Source organism: Micromonospora sp. CA-259024, assembly GCF_050936255.1.
Classification (GTDB): Bacteria; Actinomycetota; Actinomycetes; order Mycobacteriales; family Micromonosporaceae; genus Micromonospora.
Genome location: NZ_JBNJND010000001.1, coordinates 2,867,335 through 2,893,274 on the forward strand (window position 1 = coordinate 2,867,335; position 25,940 = coordinate 2,893,274).

A 25,940-nucleotide genomic window follows, 5' to 3' on the forward strand; every position below is an offset into this window, starting at 1 on the left:
AGGGTGCGGCCATGCCGAATCAGTCGTCGTGACGGTAGGTTCCAGTCGTGCTGCACGGTCGGTCCGAGGAACAGGCGGAGATCGACCGGCTGTTGGACGGCACCCGGGAGGGTCGGAGCGGTGCCCTGGTCCTGCGCGGCGCGGCGGGTATCGGCAAGTCGGCGCTCCTGGAGTACGCCGCCGATCGGGCGGCCGGCATGCGGGTGCTGCGCGGCGTCGGGATCGAGTCCGAGGCGGCCCTGCCGTACGCCGCACTGCACCTGCTCCTGCGCAGCGGGTTCGACCGGATCGACGCGCTGCCCGACGCCCAGGCGACCGCGCTCAGCGGTGCGCTGGGCCTGCGCGACGCCCCACCGGAGAGCCGGTTCCTGGTCGGTCTCGCCACGCTGAGCCTCCTGTCCGAGCTGGCCGGGGACCGCGCGCTGCTCTGCCTCGTCGACGACGCGCAGTGGTTCGACCAGGCGTCCCTCGACGCCCTGTTGTTCGCGGCGCGCCGGCTCGAGGCTGACGGCGTCGTCATGATCTTCGGCGCTCGTCCGGAATTTCCGGCCACCGGCCTGCCCGAGCGCCGGCTGAGCGGCCTCGACGGCGCCGCGGCCGCCGCGCTGCTCCCCGCCGACCTTCCGCCGCAGGTGCGGGAACGCCTTCTGCAGGAGTCGGCCGGCAACCCGCTGGCGCTCGTCGAATTGCCGGCCGCGCTGACGCCCGAGCAGCGCGCCGGGCGGTTGTCGCCGGTGGGTGCGATGTCGGTGGCCGACCGGGTCCGGGAGGCGTTCCACGCGCAGATGAGCGGGCTTCCCGAGCCCGCGCGCACCGCGCTGCTGATCGCGGCGGCGGACGGCTCGGGTGAGCTCGCGACGCTGGTCGCCGCCGGCGCGTCGCTCCCAGGGCTCGAAGCGGCCGAGGGGAGCCGGCTGATCGGGATCAACGGTTCGACCGTCGGCTTCCGTCATCCTCTGATCAGGGCCGCCGCGTACCAGAGCGCTCCGCTCACCGAACGCCTCGCCGCGCACCGGGCCCTTGCCGACGCCCTGACCGGCTCGGCCTCACCGGACGCCGCCGACCGGCGTGCCTGGCACCTGGCCGCCGCCGCGCTCGGTCCGGACGAGGACGTCGCCCGACAACTCGAGGAGGCGGCGAGTCGAGCCCGTACCCGGGGCGGGCACGGCGCGATGGCGGCCGCGTACCAACGCGCCGCCGAGCTCAGCGTCGATCCGGTACGCCGGTCCGCCCGGCTGGCCGCCGCGGCGCTGGCGGCGAGCGACGCCGGCCTGACGGGCCGGGCCGCCGCACTCGCCGACAGCGCCACGCCGGACGTGGACGACCCGGCGATGATCGTGGCGCTGACCCAGGTCCGCGCGCACCGCGAGGTGGAGTTGGGCACCCCGCTGGCGGCCGGCCGGATCATCCTGGACGCCGTCCCCCGCGTCGCGGTCCACGCCCCCGATCAGGCCACCTGGCTGCTGGTGGAAGCCGTCCGCTGCGCCTGGTTCGCCGGTGACGTCCCGCTGGCGGCGCAGGCGGCCGCGATGCTTCGTGAGCTGCCCGCCACCGGTTCGCCTCTGGTCGACCAGGCGGAAGGGCTGACCCGGTTGCTGGGCGGCGACTTCGCCGCTGGGTTGGCGCTCCTCGGCGCAGGGCTCGACCTGTCCGGGCTCGGGGTACCGGGGCTGACCTTCGCTGCCGGCGCCTGCCTCGCGGCGGGCCGGGCCACCCTCGCCGACGAGATCGCCGGACGGGTCGCGGCGGACTGCCAGCAGAGCGGGATGATCGGCTGGCTGGCGTTCGCGCTGCAGGACCAGGGGTTCGCCCAGGGCCTGCTCGGCCGGTACGGCGATGCGATGGCGACGCTCGACGCGGGGCTGCGGCTGGCGCGGGACCTGGGCCACGAGCACCGGGTCCTCCACCTCACCTGCTGCCTCGCCTGGGTCCTCGCCGACCAGGGAGACGTGCCGGGGTGCCGGGAGAAGGCCGAGGACGGTGTCCGGCGCGCCGACGACCGCGGGTTGGTGCTCGCCGCGACCATCGGGCGTTGGGCGCTCGGCAGGCTGGAGCTCGGCCTGGGAAACGCGGACGCGGCGCTGCGGCACCTGGCGGCCATCCCGCCGACGGGTTTCGGGGTTCTCTCCGCTGCAGACCAGGTCGAGGCGGCCGTGCGCAGTGGCCGGCCGGACCGGGCCGGGGAACCGCTCGAGCGTTATCTGACCTGGGCGCGGCACGTCGGTCAACCGGCCTCGGACGCGGTCGCCCTCCGCTGCCGGGCCCTCGTCGGCCAGGACGAGGCCTCCTTCGCGGATGCCGTTCGCGTCCATGAGCGCGACGAGCAGCCGTACGAGCAGGCGAGGACACGGCTCGCCTACGGTGAATGGCTGCGACGGTCCCGGAGGCGGGCGGACGCCCGTGTGCAGCTACGCGGCGCGCTGGAGATCTTCGACCGGCTCGGCGCGGAGTTGTGGGCCCGCCGGGCCCGTGCCGAGCTGCGCGCGACCGGGGACGTGCCGGCCGCGCCGCGCAGGGCGGGGGACCCGTTGAGTGTGCTCACTCCCCAGGAGCGGGAGGTGGTACGGCTGGCGGCCGGCGGCGCGTCGAACCGGGACATCGCCGCCCAGCTCTTCCTCAGCCCTCGGACGGTGGGCTACCACCTCTACAAGGCGTTCCCCAAGCTGGGCATCACGTCGCGATCCCAGCTGGCGGCGATCGCCCGCTCCGCGGTGGTCGACGGTGCCGGGCGGCGTCGGCCAGCAGCGGAGTGAACCGCTGCTCCCACCGGTACACAGTGACGTGGTCGACCTCCGCGCCGCGCTCGACCAGCAACTCCTCAACGTCCCGGTAGGACAGGCAGTTGCGCAGGTACCAGCGGACCGCGACGACGATCACCTCGGACGGGAACCGGAAGCCGGCGAACGCCGACTCCGGAGGCAGGCACGGATGAGCGGGGCCGATGGCATTACCGCTCAAGCCTGCCTCGATCGTGCCAAGCGCCCAATGCAACAGCGCCCCCACGGATCATCCGAGATGGACATACGTTCAGTCACATCGACAAATGTCACCGGGATTGGACGTCGTGCGTCAGGAACACCGCGGTCGCGGGCGTGCGCCAACGAAGCACCAGCTTCGGAAGCTTGTCAGCCCTTACCGCATTGTATACTGTACTCTCCATAACGTATACGCCCTGTCCGCGCGAGAAGGGAGCAGTTCGTGCGAGTTGCCGTGCTCGGAGCTGGCGCCATCGGCGCATACGTCGGCGCGTCCCTGTGCCGCGCCGGAGTCGACGTCCATCTGATCGCCCGCGGCGCGCACCTGGCCGCGCTGCGGGCCGGCGGGGTCCGGGTACTCAGCCCCCGGGGTGACTTCTCCGCACACCCGCACGCAACCGACGATCCGGCCGACATAGGGCCGGTGGACTACGTGTTCCTCGGTCTCAAGGCGCATTCCTACGCCTCGGCCGGACCGTTGCTCGAACCGTTGCTCGGTCCGGAAACCGCCCTCGTGGCCGGGCAGAACGGCATCCCGTGGTGGTACTTCCACAAGCTCGCCGGACCGTACGAGAATCACCGGATCGAGGCGGTCGACCCGGACGGCCGGACGTCTGAGGTGATGGCACCGGAGCGGGCGATCGGCTGCGTGGTGTATCCGGCGACCGTCATCGAGTCACCGGGGGTGATCCGGCACCTGGAGGGCACCCGCTTCTCCATCGGCGAACCGGACGGCTCGGTGTCCGACCGCTGCGTACGGTTCAGCGAGGCGATGATTGCCGGTGGTCTGAAGTGTCCGGTCGAGCCACGGCTGCGCGACGACATCTGGATCAAACTGATGGGCAACGTCTCGCTGAACCCGATCAGCGCCCTGACCCGGGCCACGATGGTGGAGATCTGCGAGTACTCCGGCACCCGCCGGGTGGTCGAGCAGATGATGGAGGAGACTCTCGATATCGCCAGCCGGGTCGGCAGTACGCCCGAGATCTCGATCAGCAAGCGGATCGACGGCGCCCAGCGGGTCGGCCACCACAGGACCTCGATGTTGCAGGATCTCGAGGCCGGCAAGGAACTGGAACTCGACGCCATCGTGGCGGCCGTGGTGGAGATGGCCGACATCACCGGCGCTCCGGCGCCGACCCTGCGGACCGTCCATGCCGCCACGGACCTGTTGGCCAGGACCACCGCCAGGCAGACCGCGAGCCCGACGATTCGGGCGGCCTAGCCCCGGCCTACCGGAGCAGCTAGACGGCGGGTCCGGGGGCAGCCGCCGCGAACGCCGCCTCCCCAACCTTGCGTACGCAACATCGGTCGCATACTGTATGCACCACCTCCTTAACCTTGCCGCCGAGGCCACACCGGGATCCGTGCCGGCAGCCACGACGGGACGCCGGCGTCCCGGGCGCACCGATCCCCCGTCCCGTTCCGGCAAGTCCGCCCATTCGCAGGACACCCGACGCCCTGGAGACTCCCGCGCCCCTGAAGTACGGGAGCTTTCCGACCCACGCCTACTACCCGGAGGTCTGATCCATGGCCAAGATTCCCTGCATGGACGCGGTGGTCTCGGTACTCGCGTCGGAGGGGGTAGACATCGCGTTCGGCTGTCCCGGCGCGGCCATCCTGCCGCTCTACGCCTCGCTGCGGCGCAGCAACATCAGGCACCTGATCGTGCGGCACGAGGAGGGCGCGACCCACATGGCCGACGGCTGGGCCCGCACCAACGGGCGCGTCGGGGTGGCCATCGGCACGTCCGGGCCGGCCGGCACCAACATGATCACCGGGCTCTACACCGCCCAGGCGGACTCCATCCCGATGATCTGCATCACCGGCCAGGCACCGACCAGCAAGCTGCACCAGGAGGCGTTCCAGGCGGTCGACATCGTCGAGATCGCCAAGCCGGTGACCAAGTGGGCGGTGCAGGTCAAGGAGGCCGCGCAGGCGCCCTGGATCTTCCGGGAGGCGTTCCGCATCGCCCGCTCCGGCCGGCCCGGACCGGTCCTCATCGACCTGCCGCTAGACGTGCAGCGGCAGGAGATCGAGTGGGACTCCACGATCGACGCCCCGCTCCCGGTGCCGCGGGTCGAGCCGCACCTGCCCCGGGTGGAGCGGGCCCTCGACATGCTGCTGGCCGCCGAACGGCCGCTCATCCTGGCCGGTGGTGGGGTCATCCTCGGCGAGGCCACCGACCTGCTGCGCGAGGTCGCGGAGACGCTGAACATCCCCGTCCAGGTCACCCTGATGGGCAAGGGCTCGCTGCCGGAGGACCATGACCTGTTCGCCGGCATGACCGGTATCCAGACCACCCAGCGGTGGGGCAACGCGTCCTTCCTGGAGTCCGATCTGGTGCTCGCACTCGGCGCCCGGTTCGGCGACCGGCACACCGGCGACCTGGAGACCTACCGGGGCGAGAGGAAGTTCATCCACGTCGACATCGAACCGACCCAGATCGGCAAGGTCTTCGGCCCGGACCTCGGCGTCGTCTCGGACACCAGGGCGTTCCTCGCGGCCCTGCTCGACGCGGTCGAGCGGCGCGACAAGCACAGGGACCGAACGGAATGGGTGTCCCGCATCCGCGAGCTGCGCGGAACGCTGCGCCGCCGGGACGACTTCGACGCGGTTCCGATCAAGGCGCCGCGGGTGTTCAGGGAGATTAACGAGTTCTTCGGCCCGGACACCTACTTCGTCACCGCGATCGGCCTCTATCAGATCTGGTCGGGGCAGTTCCAGAATGTCTTCAAGCCCCGGCACTACCAGGTCTGCGGCCAGGCCGGGCCGCTGGGCTGGGAGATTCCGGCGGCGATCGGCGTCAAGTCCGCGCTGCCGGAAGCCGAGGTGGTCGGCGTGGTCGGCGACTATTCGTTCCAGTTCCTGGTCGAGGAACTCGCGGTCGCCGCCCAGTACAACATCCCGTTCGTACTCGTCATGTTGAACAACGAGTATCTCGGCCTGATCCGCCAGGCCGAGATCGGCTACGACATGAACTACGAAGTTGATATCCACTACGACGAGTACGGCACCGACAACGTCAAGGTGATGGAGGCGTACGGCTGTTCCGGCCGCCGGGTGACCCAACCCGGCGAGATCGCCGACGCGCTCGCCTGGGCCAGCAAAGAGGCGAAGCGGACCAGTCGTCCGGTGCTGGTCGAGGTCATGGTCGAACGTGAGGCGAACACGGCGCACGGCATCTCGATCGACAAGATCAATGAATTCGAGCCGGTGCCCGAGATCGAATACCGGGACGGCGTCGCGGGCTGACCCGATGCCGGACATCGGGTCGCACCGATGTCGGATCCTCCCCCATCGCCTCGAATGCCACACCGGGGCGGGCGGCGTGCCGTCCGCCCCGGTGTGGCGGCCACAAAGGGCAGCCGCGAGCGGCACGGAAAACATTCTGCGGGGCAACCGGACCGGGGCCCGAGATGCGCGGCGGGGAAACGTCCTACCCGCCGACGCAAATTGAATTTGGACGACTGTATGCTATAAACACTCGGGCGCGCTGGTGTCCGATTGAACTGTCGCAGCCGGAGGTAGTCGATGACCGATCGGAGGGGCTCGACCTCGCCAGCCGCTGGCGGCGTCGGGCGGACCGCGCGCCAGCCGCTGGAACGGCCTGCGCCGCTACGCCAGGCGGTCTACGACGCCATCGCCGAAATGATCATCCGCCGGGAGATTCGACCCGGCGAGCACCTGGTCGAAAGCGAGCTCGCGGCCCAACTCGGTGTCAGCCGGCAGCCCGTCCGGGAAGCCCTGCAGCGATTGCAGAGCGAGGGCTGGGTCGATTTGCGACCCGCGCTCGGCGCCTTCGTGCACGTGCCCACCGAGGAGGAGGCGGACCAGTTGCTCGCCACTCGTACCCTGCTCGAGACGGAGTCCGCGCGGCTGGCCGCCAAGCAGGCCACGCCGGAACAGGTCGAACGGCTGTGGGAGCTGCAGCGCACCGGGGAGAAGGCGCTCAGCGACGACGACCAGGAGGGCCTGGTCGAGGCGAACGCTGCCCTGCACGCGTACGTGGTGTCGATGTCCGGCAACAAGGTGCTGGCCGAACTGATCGCGATGGTGGACCGCCGGGTGCGCTGGTACTACGCGCCCATCGCCCGGTCCCGCGGCCGGGAGGCGTGGGACGAGCACGCGGCGTTGATCGAGGTGATCGCCAGCCGGAACGGCCGGCGGGCCGCGGAGATGATGCGGAAACACACCGAACACACCCGGGAGAGCTACCACAAGCGGCGCAAGGAGGCCGCTGAGCGGGAAGCCCTCGGCTGACCCGCCCCGGCCGCGTCAGCGGCCCACCTTCGCCGCCCCGGGCCGCTGCGGCCTGCACCGCCGCTCCAGCCGTCTCCCCCGCCCACACTCTCGTGTCGCTCGGCTTACGCGCGCTGGCGGCAGGGCGCAAGGAGTCGTGAGCGCCGCCCGCCACCGCGACGTCGCGGGGCGAGTGTCCCGGGAGGCCCGGCCGCCATCCCGTCGAGGCAGGGGATCGCCCGCGCCTGGCCGGGCGTGGCGACCGCGGCGTTCGCCGAACCTCGGCTACGCGCGCCCGTCGACCCGAGCGTGTGCCTGGCCGCGAGCGAGCGGGACAGCGCGTCAGGCGGGCGAACGCCTCAGCATGGCCCGCCTACCGCGACCCGCCCCACCGGGCGCGACCCGGCCAACGCCACCCCACGCAGCGCTCGTCGACCAGACCCGCACCTCCGCCGGGTCCGCGCACGCCAAGGTGCCCGCCCGCGAAAGCGTCTGCTCACTGCGGCGATCGCATCCGCGCCCCGCGGGACGGGCGCCTCGGTAGGCCGGACCAGCCCACCGTCACCTGCCGGGTACGAGGGGAACTGTCACTTGTCCATGGTCTGGTTCATCGTGCCAGGGCGTACGCGTCCGGGTCGATCCAGACGTTGATCAGAGACGGCAGGCCAGACTCCCGGGCCCGCGCAGCGCCGGCGCGATGTCGGCCGGGTCGGTCACCTCTTCGCCGTACCCGCCGAGCATCCTGGCGAACTCGGAGTGGCGTACGTCGCCGAGGGTGTTGCCCAGGGCTGGCGTCGGAGTGCTGGCGAGGCAGTCGCTTCTCGCACGCCGTGGTCCTTTACAGGCGGATGGATTTCTTGTTCATGAACTCCTCGATGCCGGCCGGGCCGAGTTCCCTGCCCATCCCGGAGCGCTTGATCCCGCCGAACGGCAGGTCGGCCTGCGACCCACCGGCGCTGTTCAGATACACCATGCCGGACTCGATTTGCTCGGCAACCTGGCGCAACCGGTTCGGGTCGGTGCCCCATACGCTGGCGCCGAGCCCGAAAGGCGAGTCGTTCGCGATCGCGACCGCTTCCTCCTCGGTCTCCGCGCGAAAGACCAGCACGACAGGGCCAAAGATCTCCTCGTGGTAGGCGTCCATCTCGGGGGTCACGTCCGTGAGCACGGTGGCCTCGAGATAGGCGCCGGGCCGGTCGATACGACGCCCACCGGTGCGTAGCGTCGCGCCCTGCCGGACCGCCTTCGCGACCTGACCGGCCACCTCGTCGGCCGCCGCGACCGACGCCAGCGGCGGCAACTTCGTCGCGGGATCGGTGGGGTCGCCTGGCACGAAGGTCTCGGCCACATGCTTCGTCAGCCGGTCGACGAACTCCTCGTAGATGTCGGCGAGCACCACCATCCGCTTCGGCGCGTTGCACGACTGGCCGCAGTTGCGCATCCGGGCAGTCGCGGTGGCCTTCACCGTCTTGTCCATGTCGTCGGTGTCCAGCAGAATCAGCGGGTCGGAACCGCCAAGCTCCAGGACGGCCTTCTTCAGATTCTTTCCGGCCTCGGCGGCGACCGAGATGCCCGCCCGCTCGCTGCCGGTCAGGGAGACCCCCTGAATGCGGGGGTCCGCGATCATCCGGGGGACCTGCGCGCTGGACGCGTAGATGTTCACATACGCGTCCTCAGGCACCCCGGCGTCGTGCAGTATCCGCTCGATCGCGGCTGCCGACCGCGGGCAGGTCGAGGCATGTTTCAGCAGGATCGTGTTGCCGAGGATCAGGTTCGGCGCCGCGAACCTGGCGACCTGGTAGCAGGGGAAGTTCCACGGCATGATGCCGAGCAGCGCCCCGATAGGGTTCTTGGTGATGACGGCCTCGCCGCCCCTGATCTGCAGCGGCTCGTCGGCCAGCAGCGAAGGACCGTTGTCGGCGTAGTACCTGAGGATGTCGACAACCACGCCGACCTCACCGCGACCCTCGTTGATCCGCTTGCCCATCTCCAACGTCATGATCCCCGCGAGCTCGTCGGCGCGCTCGGCGAACAGGTCCGCCGCCCGTGAGACGATCTTGGCTCGCTCGGCGACCGGCCGACGCCGCCACGACAGGTACCCGCGGTGGACGCGATCGATCGCTTCAACGACCTCCGCGTCGGTCGCGTTCTCGATCTTCTCGATCAGTTGACCTGTCGCTGGGTCAGTAACTGTGTACATAGCCAAGCCCTCCGTTCTCTACCAACACTGCGCCGGCACTGTGGGTAAGGGGGGTAGCCGATCGTCCTCACCGCTGGACCGTGATGCCCTTGGGGTTGAGGTGGGCGATGTTGCCGCTCTCGGTTCCGTCGGTGGGGTCGATGACGCAGTCGATGAGCGCGGGCTGGCGCAGCGCCAGGGCCTCGCGCAGGGCGGCGGCGACCTCCGCCGGCGTTGTCGCCCGATAGCCCCTGCCTCCGAATGCGGCGATCATGAGATCATGGCGGGCCCTGAGGACGGTCGGTGCCGGGTCTGCGGACGCGGACGCACCGTCGCCGCGGTAGACGCCGCCGTTGTTCAGCACGACCGTGACGACGGGCAGGTTGTAGCGGCAAATCGTCTCTAGCTCCATGCCGCTGAACCCGAACGCACTGTCGCCCTCGATGGCGACGACCGGGTCTCCGGTCTCGACCGCGGCGGCGACCGCGAAACCCATGCCGATGCCCATCACGCCCCAGGTGCCGCTGTCCAAGCGGTGCCGCGGCACCTGCATACCGATCGTGTTGCGCGCCAGGTCCAGTGCGTTGGCGCCCTCGTTGACGACATATACCTGCGGGTTCTCCCGCAGGACATCGCGGATGGCCTGCAGCCCGCCCAGGAACTTCATCGGGTGTGCCGTTTCGGCGGCCTTGAGGCGCTTGGCCATCTTGCCGACGTTCTCCGCAGAGCGGGCCGAAAGCTCGTCCCGCCACTGTGCCGGGACCGCGATCTGGCCAGGTTTGGTCCGTTCGATCAGGGACTGCATCACCGAACCGACGTCACCGACGAGGGGCGCCGCAATAGGCTGGTTGCTGTCCAGCTCGGTGCTGGCGATGTCCACCTGGATGAACTTGGCGTCGGAACTCCACTGCGGTGCCTCGCCGTGTCCGAGCAGCCAGTTCAGCCGCGCACCGACGAGCATCACGACGTCGGCCCGGCGCAAGGCTAGTGACCTGGTGCTGGCTACCGACTGCGCGTGGTCGTCGGGCAGCAGTCCCTTCGCCATCGACATGGGCAGGTAGGGCACGCCGGTAAGCTCGATGAACTGGCGGATCTGTTCGTCCGCCTGCGCGTACGCAGCGCCCTTGCCGAGCACGACGAGCGGCCGCTGAGCGCTCGCGAGCAGTTCGATCGCGCGGTCCAGGGCCGCGGGTTCGGGCACCTGACGCGGTGCCGGGTCGACGACCCGCCACAGTGACGCCGCGCCCAGATCCGCATCGATGACCTCACCGAGGACCGCGGCCGGGATGTCGAGGTAGACCCCTCCCGGTCGTCCGGACACGGCAGTGCGGATCGCGCGGGCCACGCCGCGGCCGATGTCTTCCGCCCGGTGTACGCGGTATGCCGCTTTGGCAAACTGTCGAGCCGCCGCCAGCTGGTCCATCTCCTCATAGTCGCCCCGCTGCAGATCGACGAGGTGCCGCTCGCTGGAGCCGGAGATCTGCACCATCGGGAAGCAGTTCACGGTGGCGTTGGCAAGGGCTACCAGCCCGTTGAGGAATCCCGGAGCGGACACCGTCAGGCAGATTCCCGGCTTTTTCGTCAGGAACCCGGCCGCCGCCGCCGCGTGCCCCGCGGCGCTCTCGTGCCGGAAGCCAATGAAGCGGATGCCGGACGCCTGCGCCAGGCGGGCCAGGTCAGTGATGGGGATGCCGACGACGCCATAGATGGCGTCAACCTCGTTGAGCTTGAGCGCATCGACGACGAGATGGATCCCGTCGGTGAGTTTCTCCGCACTTACGACGCCGCCAGCTTCTGATTCTCGGACGGAAGTGATGGTCATGATCAGAGTCCTCCATCATGGTCGTGGACCTCTGCATACAGTATTCATCTGCCGGTCGATCGTCGAGGGTGGCCTGGCCGGCGACGGCGACGACGACGGGCATTGCGCCGGAGCGCGCACGGGAAGCGACGTCCCTCCCCTATTTACTGTCCTCTAAGACTGCATACCGTATGTGGTAGGCAATAATCCTGGACCATGTGACAGCAGGTGTCTAGGGGGCTGCAAGACGTTTTCCGCGCAGCCGGCGGCGACACCGGTCGCCCAACACGCCGCCCGATGACCTCCGCACCTCGCCTGACCTGCCCAGTCACCTCTGCACGGCCACCGTTGGCGGTCGCCCGGCAACCCGGCACGCTCGCCCGACGGCGGGAGTCCCCGGCCGCCTGGGCGGCACTCGCAGCCGGGCGCGGTCGGCCGGGCCAGGTGGCTTTGGTCACTAGATCGTCTTTTGTATACCGAAGCTTGTATCCTGAGAGGGGCTGGTTGAGACGAGCACGAAGCAGGTTTGTGGTGAGAACTCGCGGGGTAAGCCACCACTGTGGAACGTTGATTCCCTTGTCACCGCGCTGTCGAGGCGCAACGACGCGCCCCCGGCCCGCCCGCCGCGGCTGGTGCTCCGCTCGTCACCAGACCAGCAAGAGACCGGCCGCCACCGCATGCACGGTGTCGACGGCCGATCCGGCGACCCGAGACGTGCCCGGCCCCACCGAGCACACCCGGGTGTCCTGCCGGACCACGGGGCCGTCCAGCCGTAGCCGTCGACCCCGTGCGCACGGTCCCCGGGAAGCGTCGTTTCCCGGGAAGTCCCAACAAGTCAGAGGTGATGTCATGACCATGCGGCGAACGTTCGCGCAATCCCTGATCCGGCTCACGGACCGGCTGGCCCTGCCCGCCGGGTCTTCCGCGGACGGACGCTCCCTCGGCCTCGGCCTGGCGACCGCGCTGGAGGCCCAGCGTCGGGCCGCCCGACCGACCGATGCGGAGATCGAGCGATTCCTCCGGGGCTCCGCCACGGACGGGGACCTCACAAAGGTCTGACCACCCGCCGGAGGTCCCGCCGGCCACACTGCCCCAAGGACCTCCGGCGGAGCCGGACCAGCACCGGGTCGTCCCTCGGGAACGATCCCCGAAGGACGACCCGGGACCGGCAGGGAACACCAGATGCCTCAGTGCGTCGGCCGGTCTGCGACCACAGGCTCCTCGGCTCCTGCCGCCGCCTCCGGCCCCGCGCCCACGGGCGGGCCGGCGGCCTGCCCGACTTGATCCCGTCGTGACTTCGCCAGACTCGCGACGGTGGTGACGACCAGGGTGCCGACGATGACGCCGAGCGAGACCGCGATCGGTACCTCGGGCGCCCAGTCGAAGCCGTCGTGATGCAGCGCCTCCAGCATGAGCTTGACGCCGATGAAGGCGAGAATGAACGCCAGCCCCTTGCTGAGGTACACCAACCGGTCCAGCAGGCCACCGATCAGGAAGTAGAGTTGCCGCAGCCCCATCAACGCGAACGTGTTCGCGGTGAAAACCAGGTACGGCTCCTGGGTCAGCCCGAAGATCGCCGGAATTGAGTCGAGCGCGAACAGCAGGTCGGTGGTACCGATGGCGACCATGACGATCAACATCGGGGTCACCAGCAGCCGTCCGTCCACCCGGGCGAACACCGAGGAGCCCCGGTACGTGTCCGTGGTGGGCAGGATCCGCCGTGCCGTACGCAGCGCGACGTTCTCGGAGAACTCGTCCTCCTGCTGCGGCCCGACCAGCTTGATCGCGGTGTAGATCAGGAACGCGCCGAAGAGGTAGAACAGCCAGTCGAACCGGGTGATGGCCTGGGCGCCCACGGCGATGAAGAAGCCCCGCATGACCAGCGCCAGCACGATGCCGATGAGCAGCACCTTCTGCCGGTACTGCACAGGCACCGCGAACCGGCTCATGATGATGACGAAGACGAACAGGTTGTCCACGCTGAGCGAGTACTCAGTGAGCCAACCGGCGAAGAACTGCCCGCCGTAGCCGGTGCCGGCGGTGGTCGTCAGGACGATCCCGAAGGCCACCGCGGCGAGCACGTAGAAGGACACCCAGGCGACGCACTCCCGAAATGACGGGTCACGAGGGTTCCGGGCGACCAGGTAGAAGTCGACGGCGATCATCACCAGGAAACCGATAATCGTTACGGCCCACACCCAGACCGGCAGATTCATGACTCTCCCTTGGAACGAAGCAGGGGCGGGCGGCCCGGACTCCGCGCGACGGCACGGGTCTGCCGACGGCTCTCCCGGGCCTTCCACTGCGCCTCCGCGTGACGCAGGTAGAAGACATACAGCCGCTCGGCCCGCGGGTTGCGGTGCCGGATGCGCCGCAACCAACCCGGCGCGATCCGCTCGTGCAGCCAGCTGAACCCGATCGCAAAGCCGAGGCTGACGATCGCCTGGTAGGCGAGAAACCCGAGGACGTCCGGCGGCAGGGCCGGCCGGCCCGCGATGAGCAGGCCGGCCAGCCCTTCGTGCAGCAGCCGGGCGAGGGGGAACCCGACGAGCCAATAGAGCGCCGCCGGGGCGAACACACCCGGCGAGATCACGCCGGACGCCAGCAACAGTCCGAACCCGCCGCCGAAGAGCGCCAGCGGCAGGCCGAGCGCCACGCCGGCGGTGACCGACCAGCCGACGGGCTGGCCCACCAGCAGGGCCAGTCCGACGACGGCCACCCCGGCGATCACCCCGATGCCGGCACCCGGCAGGGCGAGTTCGCCGGACTGACGCAACCGGTTGCCGCTCATATGACCACGCCGAACTCGATCAGGCTGTAGACCAGCATGCCGAGGTAGAACAGGGCACCGAAGCCGATCACCAGGTTCTGCACGATGCCCGGGCGAATCGGCTTGGGCAGCATCCGGTTGTTCACCAGCAGCAGCACGATGCAGTACGCGCCCATCGCGAAGGTGGAGAGGAACGCCAGCACGTCGAGGATCGCGCCCGGACCGTCGGCCGGGCCGAAGTTCAGGATCAGGATGCCGAACGCGATGACCCCCCACAGGAAGCCGGCGTAGAGCTTCGACATGCTGAACCGCTTCGCGCCGGGTACGAAGTGGTACGTCATGTCGGCCTGGCCCCGGGAGAACGAGTCGAACAGGCCGAGGGTGGCGTTCAGGCCGATCAACGCGATGAATCCGAGGAAGACCCCGTGCAGGACCGGCGCGCCGGCCGAGGCGAAGGCATCCGCCATCGCGGTCAGCGACGCCTCCCGGTCACCACCGCGGATCACGTCACCGACGTTCGGGTTCTCCCGCGCGGCGGTCTGGGCGAGCACGGTGAACGAGATGGTGACCAGCATGGTGACGCCCCAGAAGAGCAGCACGGCGTCGAAGGTCACCCACCGCCGCCAGGCCCGCCACTTCTTCATCTCCTGCGGGTTGTCGGTGTCGAACATGAAGCCACGCGAGGGCATGACCTCCTGCTCGCCAGCGTGCCGCAGGCCCCGGATCTTTGGGATGTGTGCGCCCATGCCGGCACCGGAGTCCCGCAGGTGCAGCGTGTACCACATCTGCTGCATGCCGGACGGCCCCGCGAACGCGATCGCGCCGACCAGGACCGGGAACCACGCCGCCGACATCGCCTCGTCCGGGAGGTAGCCGAACTGGAACATGCCGCTGAGCGTGCTGGTGACGTCGCTCCACCGGCCGACCAGCGAGGCCGCCACCGACGTACCGATCACGAGCACGCCGATGAGGATGCCCAGCAGGCCCTCCAGCAGCGGGTAGATGACCGATGCCAGGCTGAACACAATGCCCACCAGGATCAGACCGATACAGGCCGTGACGACCCAGGGTATGCCGGTCACTTCCTCGAACGCCGCCGCGCCGGTCGACAGATGGCCCGGCCAGATGTAGACGAGGATCGCCACCGCGAAGAAGAACCACATCAGTGGTTTGAACACCCGGGCAGCGCCGAAGAAGATGCTCTCCCCGGTAGCCATCGCGTACCGGGCCATCTCCAGCATGACGAACGCCTGCAGCGTCACGCCGATCAGGAACAGCCAGCGGATCTCCGGGCCGAAGACCAGGACCAGGCGGGGCCACATGTACGCCTCGCCCATGCCCACGCCGAGCGCGACGAGGAACACGGTCGGGCCGAGTAGATGGATCGACGGCGGCGCCTCGGGCAGTTCTCGGATGGGCATCGGTTCGAGCTTGCCGGCCCGCCATACTCGCTCGTCGGCCGCGATGCCGGTACCGGCGCCGGCCCGTTGCTCGGGAATGGCGCCACCGGTTGGTGGCGGTGCGTCGGTTGTTTGTTGGCCGGGATTAGGGGTGTGCGAAGTGTCCACGCTGGACCTCCTCGGGGACCTGTGGGGATGTCAAACCCTTCAGGACGGTTCCGGGTCCGACAGGTGTACCCGTTCGACCCCTGGAGCGGGAGCGTTCGACGTGTCGCTACTCGCCACTCCAGTGGCCTGCCGTGGCACGGTCACACACTGCTCAGCGATCGACCGACTCGCCGTCGGCAAGCAGTCCGGCGGACCGGGCCCAACGGTATTTCGCACCGAGGACGGCGACCGGCTTCTCCGTGGTGTACGGATAGGCGACGATGCCGTGCCGGTACAGGTGTTCGCTGGCCTCCTCGACCTCCACGTCGCCGGCGAGCGAGGCGACGACGGGCTTGTGGATGCCCTTGCTCCGGAACTCTTCGACCACGTCGACCACCAGCTCGGCGAAGACCATCGGCGGGGTGACGATGGTGTGCCAGTAGCCGAGGATCAGCGAGTGGATGCGCGGGTCGGCGAGGCCGAGTGCGATGGTGTTTCGGTACGTCGACGGCGGCTCGCCGCCGGTGATGTCCACCGGGTTGCCGGCCGCACCGAACGGCGGGATGAACGTGCGGAACGCCTCGTCGAGGTCCGGCGGGATCTCCATGAGGGTCAGCTGGTTGTCCACGCAGGCGTCCGAGAGCAGCACGCCGGAACCGCCGGCGCCGGTGATGATGACGACGTTCTCGCCCTGCGGGGTGGGCAGCAGCGGGATGCCGCGGGCGTACTCGAGCAGGTCGTTGAGACCCGGCGCGCGGATCACGCCGCTCTGCCGCAGGATGTCGTCGTAAACCTTGTCGTTGCCGGCCAGCGCGCCGGTGTGCGAGCTGGCCGCCTTGGCGCCCTGGTCGGTACGACCGGCCTTGAGCACCAGGACCGGCTTGGTCGCCGACACCCGCTTGGCGGTCCGGGCGAACGACCGGCCGTCCTTGAGATCCTCCAGGTGCATCGCGATGAGCTGCGTGTTCGGGTCGCTCTCGAAGAACGTCAGCAGGTCGTCCTCGTCGATGTCCGCCTTGTTGCCCACCCCGACGATCGAGGAGACCCCCATCCCGGCGGACCGGCTGAACCCAAGGATGGCCATCCCGATGCCGCCGCTCTGCGAGGAGAGCGCCACTCCGCCCTTGACGTCGTACGGTGTGCAGAACGTCGCGGAGAGGCGCTCCGGCGTGTAGTAGTAGCCGTAGATGTTCGGGCCAAGGATCCGTACGCCGTACTGGCGGGCGATCGCGACCACCTCGGCCTGCAACTCGTGGTTGCCGGTCTCACCGAAGCCGGACGGGATCAGAATTGCCCCGGCCACCCCCTTGGCGCCGACCTCGGCCAGCGCCTGCGGGACGAACTTGGCCGGGATCGCGAAGACCGCGACGTCGACCGGACCGGGTACGTCGCCGATGCTGCGGAACGCCTTGCGGTCCAAGATCTCAGTGGCCTTGGGGTTGATGGGGTAGATCTCCCCCTGGTAGCCGCCGTTCACCAGGTTCCGCATCACCGAGTTGCCGATCTTGCCGACTTCCGCGGAGGCACCGATCACCGCGACCGACGCCGGCCGCATGATCCGGGTCATGCTGGCCAGGATCTCCTCGTCGGAGAAGCGTTCCGGCTGCTCGGCGGCGCGCGGGTCGACCAGGATCCGGACGTCCACCGCGGTCGCCCCGGTCGCGGTCGCCAGCACCGGGTTGAGGTCGACCTCGGCAAGCTCCGGGAAGTCGGTGACCAGGTGGGAGAGCCGGACGATGAGGTTGGCCAGGATCACCCGGTTGGCCGGCTCGGCACCGCGTACGCCGCGCAGGATCTCGGCCGCGGCGATCCCGTCGATCATCGACAGCGCGGTTTTCGTGTCGGTCGGGGCGAGTCGGAACGTGACGTCCTTGAGCACCTCGACCAGCACGCCGCCGAGTCCGAAGGCGACCAACTTGCCGAAGGTCTGGTCGGTGACCGTGCCGACGATCACCTCGTGGCCGGCGTTGAGCTGCTGCTGCACCTGCACGCCGACGATCTTGGCGTCGGTGTTGTACGTCGCCGCGTTCGCGATGATGGTGTCAAACCCGGCGGCCACCTCCGCCGCCGTCGCCAACCCCACCAGCACGCCGCCGGCTTCGGTCTTGTGCAGGATGTCCGGTGAGACGATCTTCAGGACCACGGGCAGGCCGATCTCCTCGGCCAGGGCCGCCGCGTCGGCGGCGGTGGTGGCCAGCCCTTCGCGTGGCGTGGCGATCCCGTACGCCTCGACCACCAGCCGGCCCTCGGGAGCGGTCAGCGAGTTGCGCCCCTCCGCATGGGCCTGGTCGAGCACCCGCCGCACGGTCTTGCGGTCGTAGCTGACGTCGTTCAATGACATGTCATCGTCTCCTTTGGAACGCCTCCGCCACGTTCCGGCGGATCGGGCAATCGCGGTTTCGAAACGGCGGACCGGGTGATTCACGGCGTTCGTCAGATGGCGCCCGAGACGCGAAGCTCGTTGATTTGCTCCTCGGTATAGCCGAGGTGGCCGAGCACCTGCTGGGTGTGCTCGCCGAGCAGTGGCGAGCGCTCGACGTCGACGTGCGAGTCGGAGAGCTTGATCGGATTGCCGACGGTCTTGTACGGGCCGCGTTCGGGGTGGTCGACCTCGACCACCGAGCCGAGGTCGGCCAGGGTCTCGTCCTCGATCAGTTCTTTGGTCGACAGGATCGGCCCGCACGGGATGTTGTAGGCGTTGAGCTTCTCCATCACATCTTGCTTGGAGTGCCGCTCGGTCCACTCCTCGATCAGCGCGAACACCTTGTCGAGCTTGGAGAGCCGCACCTGCGGTGTGTTCCACGCCGGATCGTCGGCGAGCTCCGGCCGGCCGATGAGCTCGGTGATCGGCTGCCAGCCGACGGGCTGGATGATCACGTAGATGTAGTCGTTCGGCCCGCCCGGGGCGCAGCGTACGGCCCAGCCGGGCTGGCCGCCGCCGGAGGCGTTGCCAGAGCGGGGCACCGCCTCGCCGAAGCTGTCGTTGGGGTACTCCCCCAGCGGCCCGTGGGTCAGCCGCTGCTGGTCACGCAGCTTGACCCGGCACAGGTTGAGTACCGCGTCCTGCATGGCGACCTGGACCCGCTGGCCGCGCCCCGTCTGGGTGCGCTGGTACAGCGCGGCCAGGATGCCGGCGACCAGGTGGATGCCGGTGCCCGAGTCGCCGATCTGGGCACCGGTGGCGGTCGGCGGCCCGTCCTCGAAGCCGGTGGTGCTCATCGCCCCGCCCATCGCCTGGGCGATCACCTCGTACGCCTTGAAGTTCGCGTATCGGCCGGGCCCAAAGCCCTTGATGGAGGCGTACACCAGGCCGGGGTTGATCTCCTGTAGCCGCTCCCACGGGAACCCGAAGCGCTCTACGACGCCGGGGCCGAAGTTCTCCACCAGTATGTCCACTTCGGACACCAGCTTGGCAAAGACCTCCTTGCCCTTCGGGTTCTTCATGTTGAGCGTGATACTCCGCTTGTTGGCGTTCAGCATCGTGAAGTACAGGCTGTCGACGTCGGGGAGGTCGCGCAGCTGGGTACGGGTGATGTCACCCTGCCCGGGAGCCTCCAACTTGATGACGTCCGCGCCCAGCCACGCCAGGATCTGGGTGGATGAGGGACCGGACTGTACGTGCGTCATGTCGAGGATTCGAACGCCCTCGAGTGCCTTACCCATGAGCAACCTCCTGTGCGCGAATCGACGTGCGTTGCTGGTCGTGAAGTCGCGTCTGTCGCCGCTGCCGTGGACCTATGCCCCGACCCCTCCCCCAAACTTTTGGGGATTGCATACCGTATGGGGTAGGCAATATCGTGGCGCATGTAACAGTGAAGTGTCTAGGGGATAGCGGGACGTTTTCGCGGAAGCCTTCGGTGGACCGGCAGACCGGCCCCGATCACCGGCGCGGACCAGGCTCGACGACGTCCGACGCGGCGGACCACCGCCCACGTCCGCCCGCACCACCCCTGCGTCCCACCTCCACGTCCGGTCCCGATGTCCCGCTACCGGTTTCTGCGCCCCACCGCGCTGGCGCAAAACTCCACCGAATGTTGAGAAGAAGGGAGGCCCGGTGGATCTGTTGGAGCACCAGGCACAGGAACTCTTCGCCAAGCACGGCGTACCGGTCAGCCGGAACCACGTCGCCACGACCCCCGACGAGGCCTACGCGGCCGCCGCCGAAATCGGCGGCCGCGTGGTGGTGAAGGCTCAGGTGAAGACCGGCGGCCGGGGCAAGGCCGGCGGGGTCCGGCTGGCCGACGGCCCGGACGCAGCGTGCGAGGTCGCGGCCGCGATCCTGGGCATGGACATCAAGGGGCACACCGTCCACAAGGTCCTGGTCACCGAAGCCAGCGAGATCGTCGACGAGTACTACGCATCGTTCCTGCTCGACCGGTCCAACCGTGCCTTCCTCGCCCTCGTCTCGGCCGAAGGCGGCGTCGACATCGAACGGGTGGCCGCCGAGAAGGCGGACGCGCTGGTCCGACTCCAGGTGGACCCGGCCGGCGGACTCGACCGGGACAGCGCGCTGCGGCTGGCCGCCGACGCCGGCCTGCCGGAGGACCTCCACGGCGACGTGGCCGAGATCCTGCTCCGCCTCTGGGACGTGTTCCGCAAGGAAGACGCCACCCTGGTCGAGATCAACCCGCTGGCCCGGCTCGCCGACGGCACGGTGAGGGCGCTGGACGGAAAGGTGACCCTCGACGACAGCGCCCGGTTCCGCCAACCCGGGCACTCACAGTTCGTCGACGTCAGCGCCACCGACCCTCTCGAGGTCAGGGCCGCCGAGAAGCACCTGAACTACGTCAAGCTCGACGGCGAGGTCGGCGTCATCGGCAACGGCGCCGGCCTGGTGATGAGCACCCTCGACGTGGTGGCCTACGCCGGCGAGCAGTATGGCGGGGTCAAGCCAGCCAACTTCCTCGACATCGGCGGCGGGGCCTCGGCCGAGGTAATGGCGAACGGCCTGGAGATCATCCTCGGCGATCCCGACGTACGCAGCGTCCTGGTCAACGTCTTCGGCGGGATCACCGCCTGCGACGCCGTCGCCAACGGCATCGTCCGGGCGGTCGAGCTGCTCACCAGTCGAGGCGAGACGATCAGCAAGCCCCTGGTCGTCCGGTTGGACGGCAACAATGCGGCGGAAGGGCGGCGGATCCTCGCCGAAGCCGCGCTCGACGGCGTACGGACCGAAGACACGATGGACGGTGCGGCGCGGCTCGCCGCCGAACTGGCCGGCAAGGGGGCATGACAGCCATGGCAATCTTTCTCACCGAGAAGAGCAGGGTGCTGGTGCAGGGCATCACCGGCAACGAGGGGACCCGGCACACCCGACGGATGGTCGCGGCCGGCACGAACATCGTCGCCGGGGTCACCCCGGGCAAGGGCGGCCAGGACGTCGACGGGATCCCGGTCTTCGACAGCGCCACCGAAGCGGTCCGGGCGACCGGGGCCGACGTGTCGGTGGTCTTCGTGCCGCCGCGGTTCGCCAAGGCCGCGGTGATCGAGGCGATCGACGCCAGGCTGAGCCTGGCGGTTGTGCTGACCGAGGGCATCCCGGTGCACGACACCGCGACGTTTTGGGCATACGCCCGGTCCACCGGCAACGCGACCCGGATCATCGGGCCGAACTGCCCGGGCCTGATCAGCCCCGGCCAGTCCAATGCCGGCATCATCCCGGCCGACATCACCAAGCGCGGTCGGATCGGCCTGGTCAGCAAGAGCGGCACGCTGACCTACCAGATGATGTACGAGCTGCGTGACTTCGGCTTCTCCACCTGCGTCGGCATCGGCGGCGACCCGATCGTCGGGACCACTCACATCGACTGCCTCCAGGCGTTCGAGGATGATTCCGAGACCGACGCGATCGTGATGATCGGCGAGATCGGCGGGGACGCGGAGGAACGCGCCGCGGCGTATGTCAAGGCCAACATCAGCAAGCCGGTGGTCGGTTACGTCGCCGGCTTCACCGCTCCGGAAGGCAAGACGATGGGCCACGCCGGCGCGATCGTCTCCGGGTCGTCCGGGACCGCCCTGGCCAAGCAGGAGGCCCTGGAGGCAGCCGGGGTCAGGGTCGGCAGGACGCCGTCCGAGACCGCCGCACTGATGCGCGAGACGTTGCTCGCGCGCTGACCGGCCGCCGGTTGACCGTGGGCCTCCGGGCGTCCGGGGCGTGAGTCCGGCGCCGGTCCGGGCGGAGTCCGACACCTCCGTCCGGACCCCGGCCCGGCTCGCCGCCGACCCGGCGATCAAGGAATCGGTGCCAGCGCGACCGGCATCTCGCGTCACCGATCCCTTCATCGCCATAGTTGGGCTCGGGGTCAGGTGGTGGTCAGCCGGTGGCAGAGGTGCGGGCGCGCTGGGTCAGGCGGTGTGCGCCGGCGTAGACGTTCATCGACGCGCCGCGCAGGAAGCCGATCAGGGTCAGCCCGGCGTCCTCGGCCAGGTCCGCGGCGAGCGAGGACGGCGCGGAGACCGCCGCCAGGGCCGGGATGCCGGCCATCACCGCCTTCTGCACCAGCTCGAACGAGGCTCGCCCGCTGACCATCAGGATGCTCTCGCGCAGCGGCACCTGGCCGTCGCGCAGCGCCCAGCCGACGACCTTGTCGACCGCGTTGTGCCGGCCGACGTCCTCCCGCAGGCAGCGCATTCGCCCGTCGGCGGAGAAGAGTCCCGCGGCGTGCAGGCCCCCGGTGCGGTCGAAGACCCGCTGTGCGGTGCGCAGCGTGTCGGGCAGCGTGCTGACCACAGCGGCATCGATCCGTAGCGGGTCGTCCGCGACCGACCACACCGCCACCGTACGCACCGCGTCGAGGCTGGCCTTGCCACAGAGCCCGCACGACGAGGTGGTGTAGAAGTTACGTTCCAGCGATGGGTCCGGCGGCGCCACGCCGCCGGCCAGCACCACGTCGACCACGTTGTAGGTGTTGATCCCGTCCACCGTGGCGCCCGCGCAGTACCGGATGCCGGCGATGTCCTGACCGTGACGGACCACACCCTCGCTCACCAGGAACCCTGCCGCCAGGTCGAAGTCGTCGCCCGGAGTCCGCATGGTCACCACCAGCGAACGCCCGTTGACCCGGATCTCCAGGGGCTCCTCGGCCGCCAGGGTGTCGACCGGCTCAGTGACCACGCCATCGACGATCCGGACCACCCGACGCCGACTCGTTACCCGTCCCATCCCGCCACCACCTCCTCGTCAACCACCGTCCAGCGTCACGAATGCCGCCGGGCGGTGCCCATCGTTGCGCCGGGCGAACGTCGCCCACCCGACGGTCGGCCCAGGTCGGCCCGCTGCCGCCCCCGCCGCGACCGCGCTCGTCAGAACCGGTGGACGACCGGCGAGGGCAGTGGTACGACGGCCCGGCCCGGCTGGCGCATCCAACGGGTCAGCGCCGCGCCGAGGAGGCCGAAACACCCGGCGACCACGAACGGTACGAAGGAGTCCGGGGTCGTCACGACAAGCCCGGCGAGCAGGATCCCGCCCGGCCCGCCGATCGCCTTGCCGGTGTAGACGATCCCGTAGTTCGCTACGGTCGCGTCGTCCCCGAACCAGTCGCGTACCAGGCTCACCAGCAGCGAGTAGCCCGCACCGGTGCCCGCGCCGGCGAGCGCGGCGAAACCCACCACGGCCACCGGGTGGTTGCCGTTCGTCGCCGCGGCGAGCAGGCCGAACTGGGCCACGCCGCCGACCAGCAGGGAGAGGCCGAGGGTGACGCGCCGGCCGATCCGGTCGGAGAGCGAACTGGTCACCGCCCGCCCGACGCCGTTCGCCGCGGCCAGCACGCCGATCGCGGCGACCAGGGTCAGCGACGGCAGGCCCTGGGTGTACGCGGCGCCGGCGAGATAGGCGATGTCGAACAGCGCCATGGCCGCGGTGAGCACCACGACCACGAACATCATCGGCAGCATGCCGCTGCGGACCGCCGCCCTCGGTGGGAAGGGCCGGGCGGCGGGGCGGTTGCGCGGGATGCTCCGGTTGAGTCGCCGGTCGACCGCCCACCGCTGCGGGTCGATGTGTGCCGGCCACCAGTTCTTCGGCGGCTTGCGCATCAGCAGGCCGCAGAGCGCCACGACGGCGAACACGGTCAGGGCCGTGCCGTCCAGCAGGGCCGTACGGTTCGCCGGGGCGAGGACGTGACCAGCGAGGACAACGAACGGGATTGCGCCATACCCGAACGCTGCGCTCACCACCGCAACCCTGCCGGCGATCCGCTCGGGGAACCACTCGGTCACGGTGGCGATGCAGGTCATGTAGACCAGGCCGGCACCGACGCCGCCCAGCACCGAGTAGCCCAGCAGCACGGCACGCAGGTCGCCGCTGTGTGCCAGGGTGACCAGGGCGGTCAGGCAGCAGGCCGCCCCGGCGAGCATCGGAACGGCGAGCCGTCGCCGCTGCCGCCGGTACAGCCATCCCCCGAGCGGCGAACTCGCCGCCTGGCAGACGACCCAGAGCCCGAGCACGGCGAAGGCCTGCCACAGACTCCAGCCGTTCGCCGCGGCCAGGGTGGGCAGGGCAGCGCCGAAGCCGTACTGGAACAGGCTGACCGCCAACATCGCGGCCCAGGGCAGCCCCACCATCCACGCCCGGGACCGGCCCAACAGGGCCTGGTCGCTCTCGCCGACCCGGTAGCGCCGACCATAGAAGTCGGTGATCTCGCGCACCGCTGTGTCGCTGGTGGAGCCGCTCATCTGGTGCCTCCAAACGATTACTGTATACTGTATGTTGGCTTCACTATTCTCTCCCATGGGACGCACGGGTGTCCAGATCGAGCAGCGGAGCGAGGTGGCGTCATGAGCGAGCCCAACGAGCGAGTCCGCATGCCACGTACGACGGACCCGCATGGTGCCGGCGAACGAAGAGAGGCGGCTTCATGAGCATCCTGGACGACTGGACCCGGCAGGCGATCGACGAACTCGGCCTCGACCCGGCGGTGTTGGACCAGCGGCTGGTGCTGGACGTCGCGCGGGACGTGGCGCACGGCGTAACCCGCCCGGCGGCCCCACTCGGCACGTTCCTGCTCGGCGTGGTGGTCGGCCGGGGCGCCACCCCAACGGCCGCCGCGGCGCAGCTGACCAAACTCGCGCAACAGTGGCCGGAGCGGGGTCCCGGGCAGTGAGCGGCATCGGCTGGCAGCAGGCCCGACATCTCGCCCGGTCGGCGGGCCGCCCGCTCGACCGGGTCGCCACGCCGCTGACCGACGCGGTCGGCTCCGCTCTCGCGACGCCCCTCGTCGCACTCTCCCCGCTCCCGGCCTACGACGCCGCCGCCATGGACGGGTACGCCGTCGCGGGCGAGGGCCCGTGGTCGATCGTCGGACGGGTGCTGGCCGGCGACCCGGGCCCGCCGAGCGCGTTGCCGGCCGGATACGCACTGGAGATCGGCACCGGGGCCGTGGTGCCGAACGGGGCCGACGCCGTACTGCCGTACGAACAGGCGACCCGTCGGGGCCGGATGGTGGCCGGCGAAATCGAGTCCGGCAGGCACGTACGACGCCGGGGAGAGGACTGCCCGGCCGGCCTTGAGGTGCTGCCCGCCGGCACGGTCGTCACCGCCGCGGTGCTCGGCCTGGCAGCCAGCCTCGGGCACGATTCACTGACGGTGCACCGGCGTCCCCGCGTCGGCGTGGTGATCACCGGGGCCGAGCTGCGCACCGCCGGACTACCGGCACCGGGTCAGGTCCGCGACGCCATCGGGCCGATGCTGCCCGGCCTGGTCCGGGCCGCCGGTGGCGACCTGACCCGGGCCACCCGGGTCGCCGACGAACCGTCTTTGCTGGTCACCGAGTTGCGGCGACCCGACGCCGACGTCCTGGTGGTCTGCGGGGCCACCTCGGCCGGAGCCGGCGACCATCTGCGCGGCGCGCTCGAGACGCTGCAGGCTCGGGTGCCGGTGCGGGGCGTGGCGTGCCGCCCCGGCCATCCGCAACTCTTCGCCATCCTGCCGGACGGTCGGTTCGTCGTCGGGCTTCCCGGCAACCCGTACGCGGCACTGGTCGCCGCGCTGACGCTGCTGACACCGTTACTCGGCCGGCTGGCCGGGCGCGCCGTCCCGCAGGCGGTGACCGCCCCGCTGGCCGGACCGGTGACCGCGCACGACCGGAACACCCGGTTGGTTCCGGTGGTCCGGGTCGGCTCCTCGCTACTCCCGGTCGGCCACGACCGGCCTGGATCGCTGTGGGGAGCGGCCCGCGCGGACGCGCTCGCCGTGGTCCCGCCGGGTTGGGACGGCGCCGAGGTGGAATTGCTGCCACTACCAGCCGCGGAGCCTGGCGTTCCGGCACCAACGCCGGACCACGCGCTTGCGGCCACCACCGCGGCGAACCGGGTGCTTCCGGCCAGCACCGCCGAGGCGGCCGAGGCGGGACGAGGACCGGTGCCCAACGTCCGGCGGTGAGTCAGGAGCGGCCCGGATCAGACCGGCGGAACGGGCGTGCGGAGTATG

18 protein-coding genes and 1 pseudogene are annotated in these 25,940 nt (G+C 69.9%); 9 read left to right on the top strand and 10 right to left on the bottom strand.

All coding sequences use genetic code 11. From position 1 onward, the window contains the following. Window positions 1-47: 47 nt before the first annotated feature. Entirely contained in the window at window positions 48-2,753 is a 2,706-nt protein-coding gene (locus ACQEUX_RS12430) for an ATP-binding protein (protein WP_433045907.1), read from the top strand. Here the strand turns inward: ACQEUX_RS12430 and ACQEUX_RS12435 are convergent. After that, window positions 2,725-2,922 (bottom strand): annotated as a pseudogene (locus tag ACQEUX_RS12435) (IS6 family transposase); the annotation flags it as partial. The gene ACQEUX_RS12430 and the pseudogene ACQEUX_RS12435 overlap by 29 nt on opposite strands. Before the next feature lie 276 nt (window positions 2,923-3,198). On the opposite strand from ACQEUX_RS12435, the gene ACQEUX_RS12440 reads away from it, so the two are divergent. The 3 genes from ACQEUX_RS12440 (at window position 3,199) to ACQEUX_RS12450 (ending at window position 7,238) form a co-directional block, all read left to right on the top strand. Beyond that, complete coding sequence (locus ACQEUX_RS12440) at window positions 3,199-4,200, top strand: 2-dehydropantoate 2-reductase (protein WP_433045910.1); 1,002 nt, start codon at window positions 3,199-3,201, stop codon at window positions 4,198-4,200. 305 nt (window positions 4,201-4,505) lie between these two features. Next, a complete protein-coding gene (gcl, locus tag ACQEUX_RS12445; RefSeq protein WP_433045913.1) occupies window positions 4,506-6,230 on the top strand; it encodes a glyoxylate carboligase in 1,725 nt (574 codons plus the stop codon). A gap of 279 nt (window positions 6,231-6,509) precedes the next feature. Then, window positions 6,510-7,238 (top strand): GntR family transcriptional regulator, encoded by a 729-nt coding sequence (locus ACQEUX_RS12450; RefSeq protein WP_433045916.1) that lies wholly within the window; start codon window positions 6,510-6,512, stop codon window positions 7,236-7,238. Between the two features lie 817 nt (window positions 7,239-8,055). Here ACQEUX_RS12450 and ACQEUX_RS12455 read toward each other — a convergent pair. Both ACQEUX_RS12455 and oxc read right to left on the bottom strand, forming a co-directional pair. After that, window positions 8,056-9,417 carry an NAD-dependent succinate-semialdehyde dehydrogenase gene (locus ACQEUX_RS12455; RefSeq protein WP_433045919.1) on the bottom strand — a complete coding sequence of 454 codons (1,362 nt, stop codon included), beginning with the start codon at window positions 9,415-9,417 and terminating at the stop codon, window positions 8,056-8,058. Between the two features lie 67 nt (window positions 9,418-9,484). Beyond that, window positions 9,485-11,218 carry an oxalyl-CoA decarboxylase gene (gene oxc, locus ACQEUX_RS12460; protein WP_433045922.1) on the bottom strand — a complete coding sequence of 578 codons (1,734 nt, stop codon included), beginning with the start codon at window positions 11,216-11,218 and terminating at the stop codon, window positions 9,485-9,487. A gap of 828 nt (window positions 11,219-12,046) precedes the next feature. Here oxc and ACQEUX_RS12465 point away from each other — a divergent pair. Next, window positions 12,047-12,256 (top strand): hypothetical protein, encoded by a 210-nt coding sequence (locus tag ACQEUX_RS12465; protein ID WP_433045925.1) that lies wholly within the window; start codon window positions 12,047-12,049, stop codon window positions 12,254-12,256. Window positions 12,257-12,384: 128 nt separating this feature from the next. Here the strand turns inward: ACQEUX_RS12465 and ACQEUX_RS12470 are convergent, their stop codons facing one another. The 5 genes from ACQEUX_RS12470 to frc form a co-directional block, all read right to left on the bottom strand. Beyond that, on the bottom strand, window positions 12,385-13,413 hold the full coding sequence (locus ACQEUX_RS12470; RefSeq protein WP_433045928.1) for a TerC family protein: 1,029 nt from the start codon (window positions 13,411-13,413) through the stop codon (window positions 12,385-12,387). Beyond that, entirely contained in the window at window positions 13,410-13,988 is a 579-nt protein-coding gene (locus tag ACQEUX_RS12475) for a hypothetical protein (protein WP_433045931.1), read from the bottom strand. Before ACQEUX_RS12475 ends, ACQEUX_RS12470 begins: the two co-directional genes overlap by 4 nt. Next, a complete protein-coding gene (locus ACQEUX_RS12480; protein WP_433045934.1) occupies window positions 13,985-15,535 on the bottom strand; it encodes an Nramp family divalent metal transporter in 1,551 nt (516 codons plus the stop codon). The genes ACQEUX_RS12475 and ACQEUX_RS12480 overlap by 4 nt, the downstream gene beginning before the upstream one ends. A gap of 151 nt (window positions 15,536-15,686) precedes the next feature. Then, the gene (locus tag ACQEUX_RS12485; RefSeq protein WP_433045937.1) at window positions 15,687-17,855 is read right to left on the bottom strand and encodes an acetate--CoA ligase family protein; all 2,169 of its coding nucleotides are present in this window, start codon (window positions 17,853-17,855) and stop codon (window positions 15,687-15,689) included. Between the two features lie 92 nt (window positions 17,856-17,947). After that, a complete protein-coding gene (frc, locus tag ACQEUX_RS12490) occupies window positions 17,948-19,177 on the bottom strand; it encodes a formyl-CoA transferase (protein ID WP_433045940.1) in 1,230 nt (409 codons plus the stop codon). Between the two features lie 391 nt (window positions 19,178-19,568). Here frc and sucC point away from each other — a divergent pair, with 391 nt between their 5' ends. Continuing rightward, complete coding sequence (gene sucC, locus ACQEUX_RS12495) at window positions 19,569-20,747, top strand: ADP-forming succinate--CoA ligase subunit beta (protein WP_433045943.1); 1,179 nt, start codon at window positions 19,569-19,571, stop codon at window positions 20,745-20,747. A 5-nt stretch (window positions 20,748-20,752) separates the two neighbouring features. After that, a complete protein-coding gene (gene sucD / locus ACQEUX_RS12500) occupies window positions 20,753-21,628 on the top strand; it encodes a succinate--CoA ligase subunit alpha (RefSeq protein ID WP_433045946.1) in 876 nt (291 codons plus the stop codon). Window positions 21,629-21,827: 199 nt separating this feature from the next. Here the strand turns inward: sucD and fdhD are convergent, their stop codons facing one another. Together fdhD and ACQEUX_RS12510 are read right to left on the bottom strand one after the other, a co-directional pair. Next, a complete protein-coding gene (fdhD, locus tag ACQEUX_RS12505) occupies window positions 21,828-22,676 on the bottom strand; it encodes a formate dehydrogenase accessory sulfurtransferase FdhD (RefSeq protein ID WP_433045949.1) in 849 nt (282 codons plus the stop codon). A 140-nt stretch (window positions 22,677-22,816) separates the two neighbouring features. Next, complete coding sequence (locus ACQEUX_RS12510; RefSeq protein ID WP_433045952.1) at window positions 22,817-24,187, bottom strand: OFA family MFS transporter; 1,371 nt, start codon at window positions 24,185-24,187, stop codon at window positions 22,817-22,819. Window positions 24,188-24,369: 182 nt separating this feature from the next. On the opposite strand from ACQEUX_RS12510, the gene ACQEUX_RS12515 reads away from it, so the two are divergent. Both ACQEUX_RS12515 and ACQEUX_RS12520 read left to right on the top strand, forming a co-directional pair. Continuing rightward, the gene (locus tag ACQEUX_RS12515; RefSeq protein WP_433045955.1) at window positions 24,370-24,615 is read left to right on the top strand and encodes a DUF6457 domain-containing protein; all 246 of its coding nucleotides are present in this window, start codon (window positions 24,370-24,372) and stop codon (window positions 24,613-24,615) included. Next, window positions 24,612-25,892, top strand: a complete 1,281-nt coding sequence (locus tag ACQEUX_RS12520) for a molybdopterin molybdotransferase MoeA (RefSeq protein ID WP_433045958.1) — start codon at window positions 24,612-24,614, stop codon at window positions 25,890-25,892. Before ACQEUX_RS12515 ends, ACQEUX_RS12520 begins: the two co-directional genes overlap by 4 nt. Window positions 25,893-25,940 lie beyond the last annotated feature (48 nt).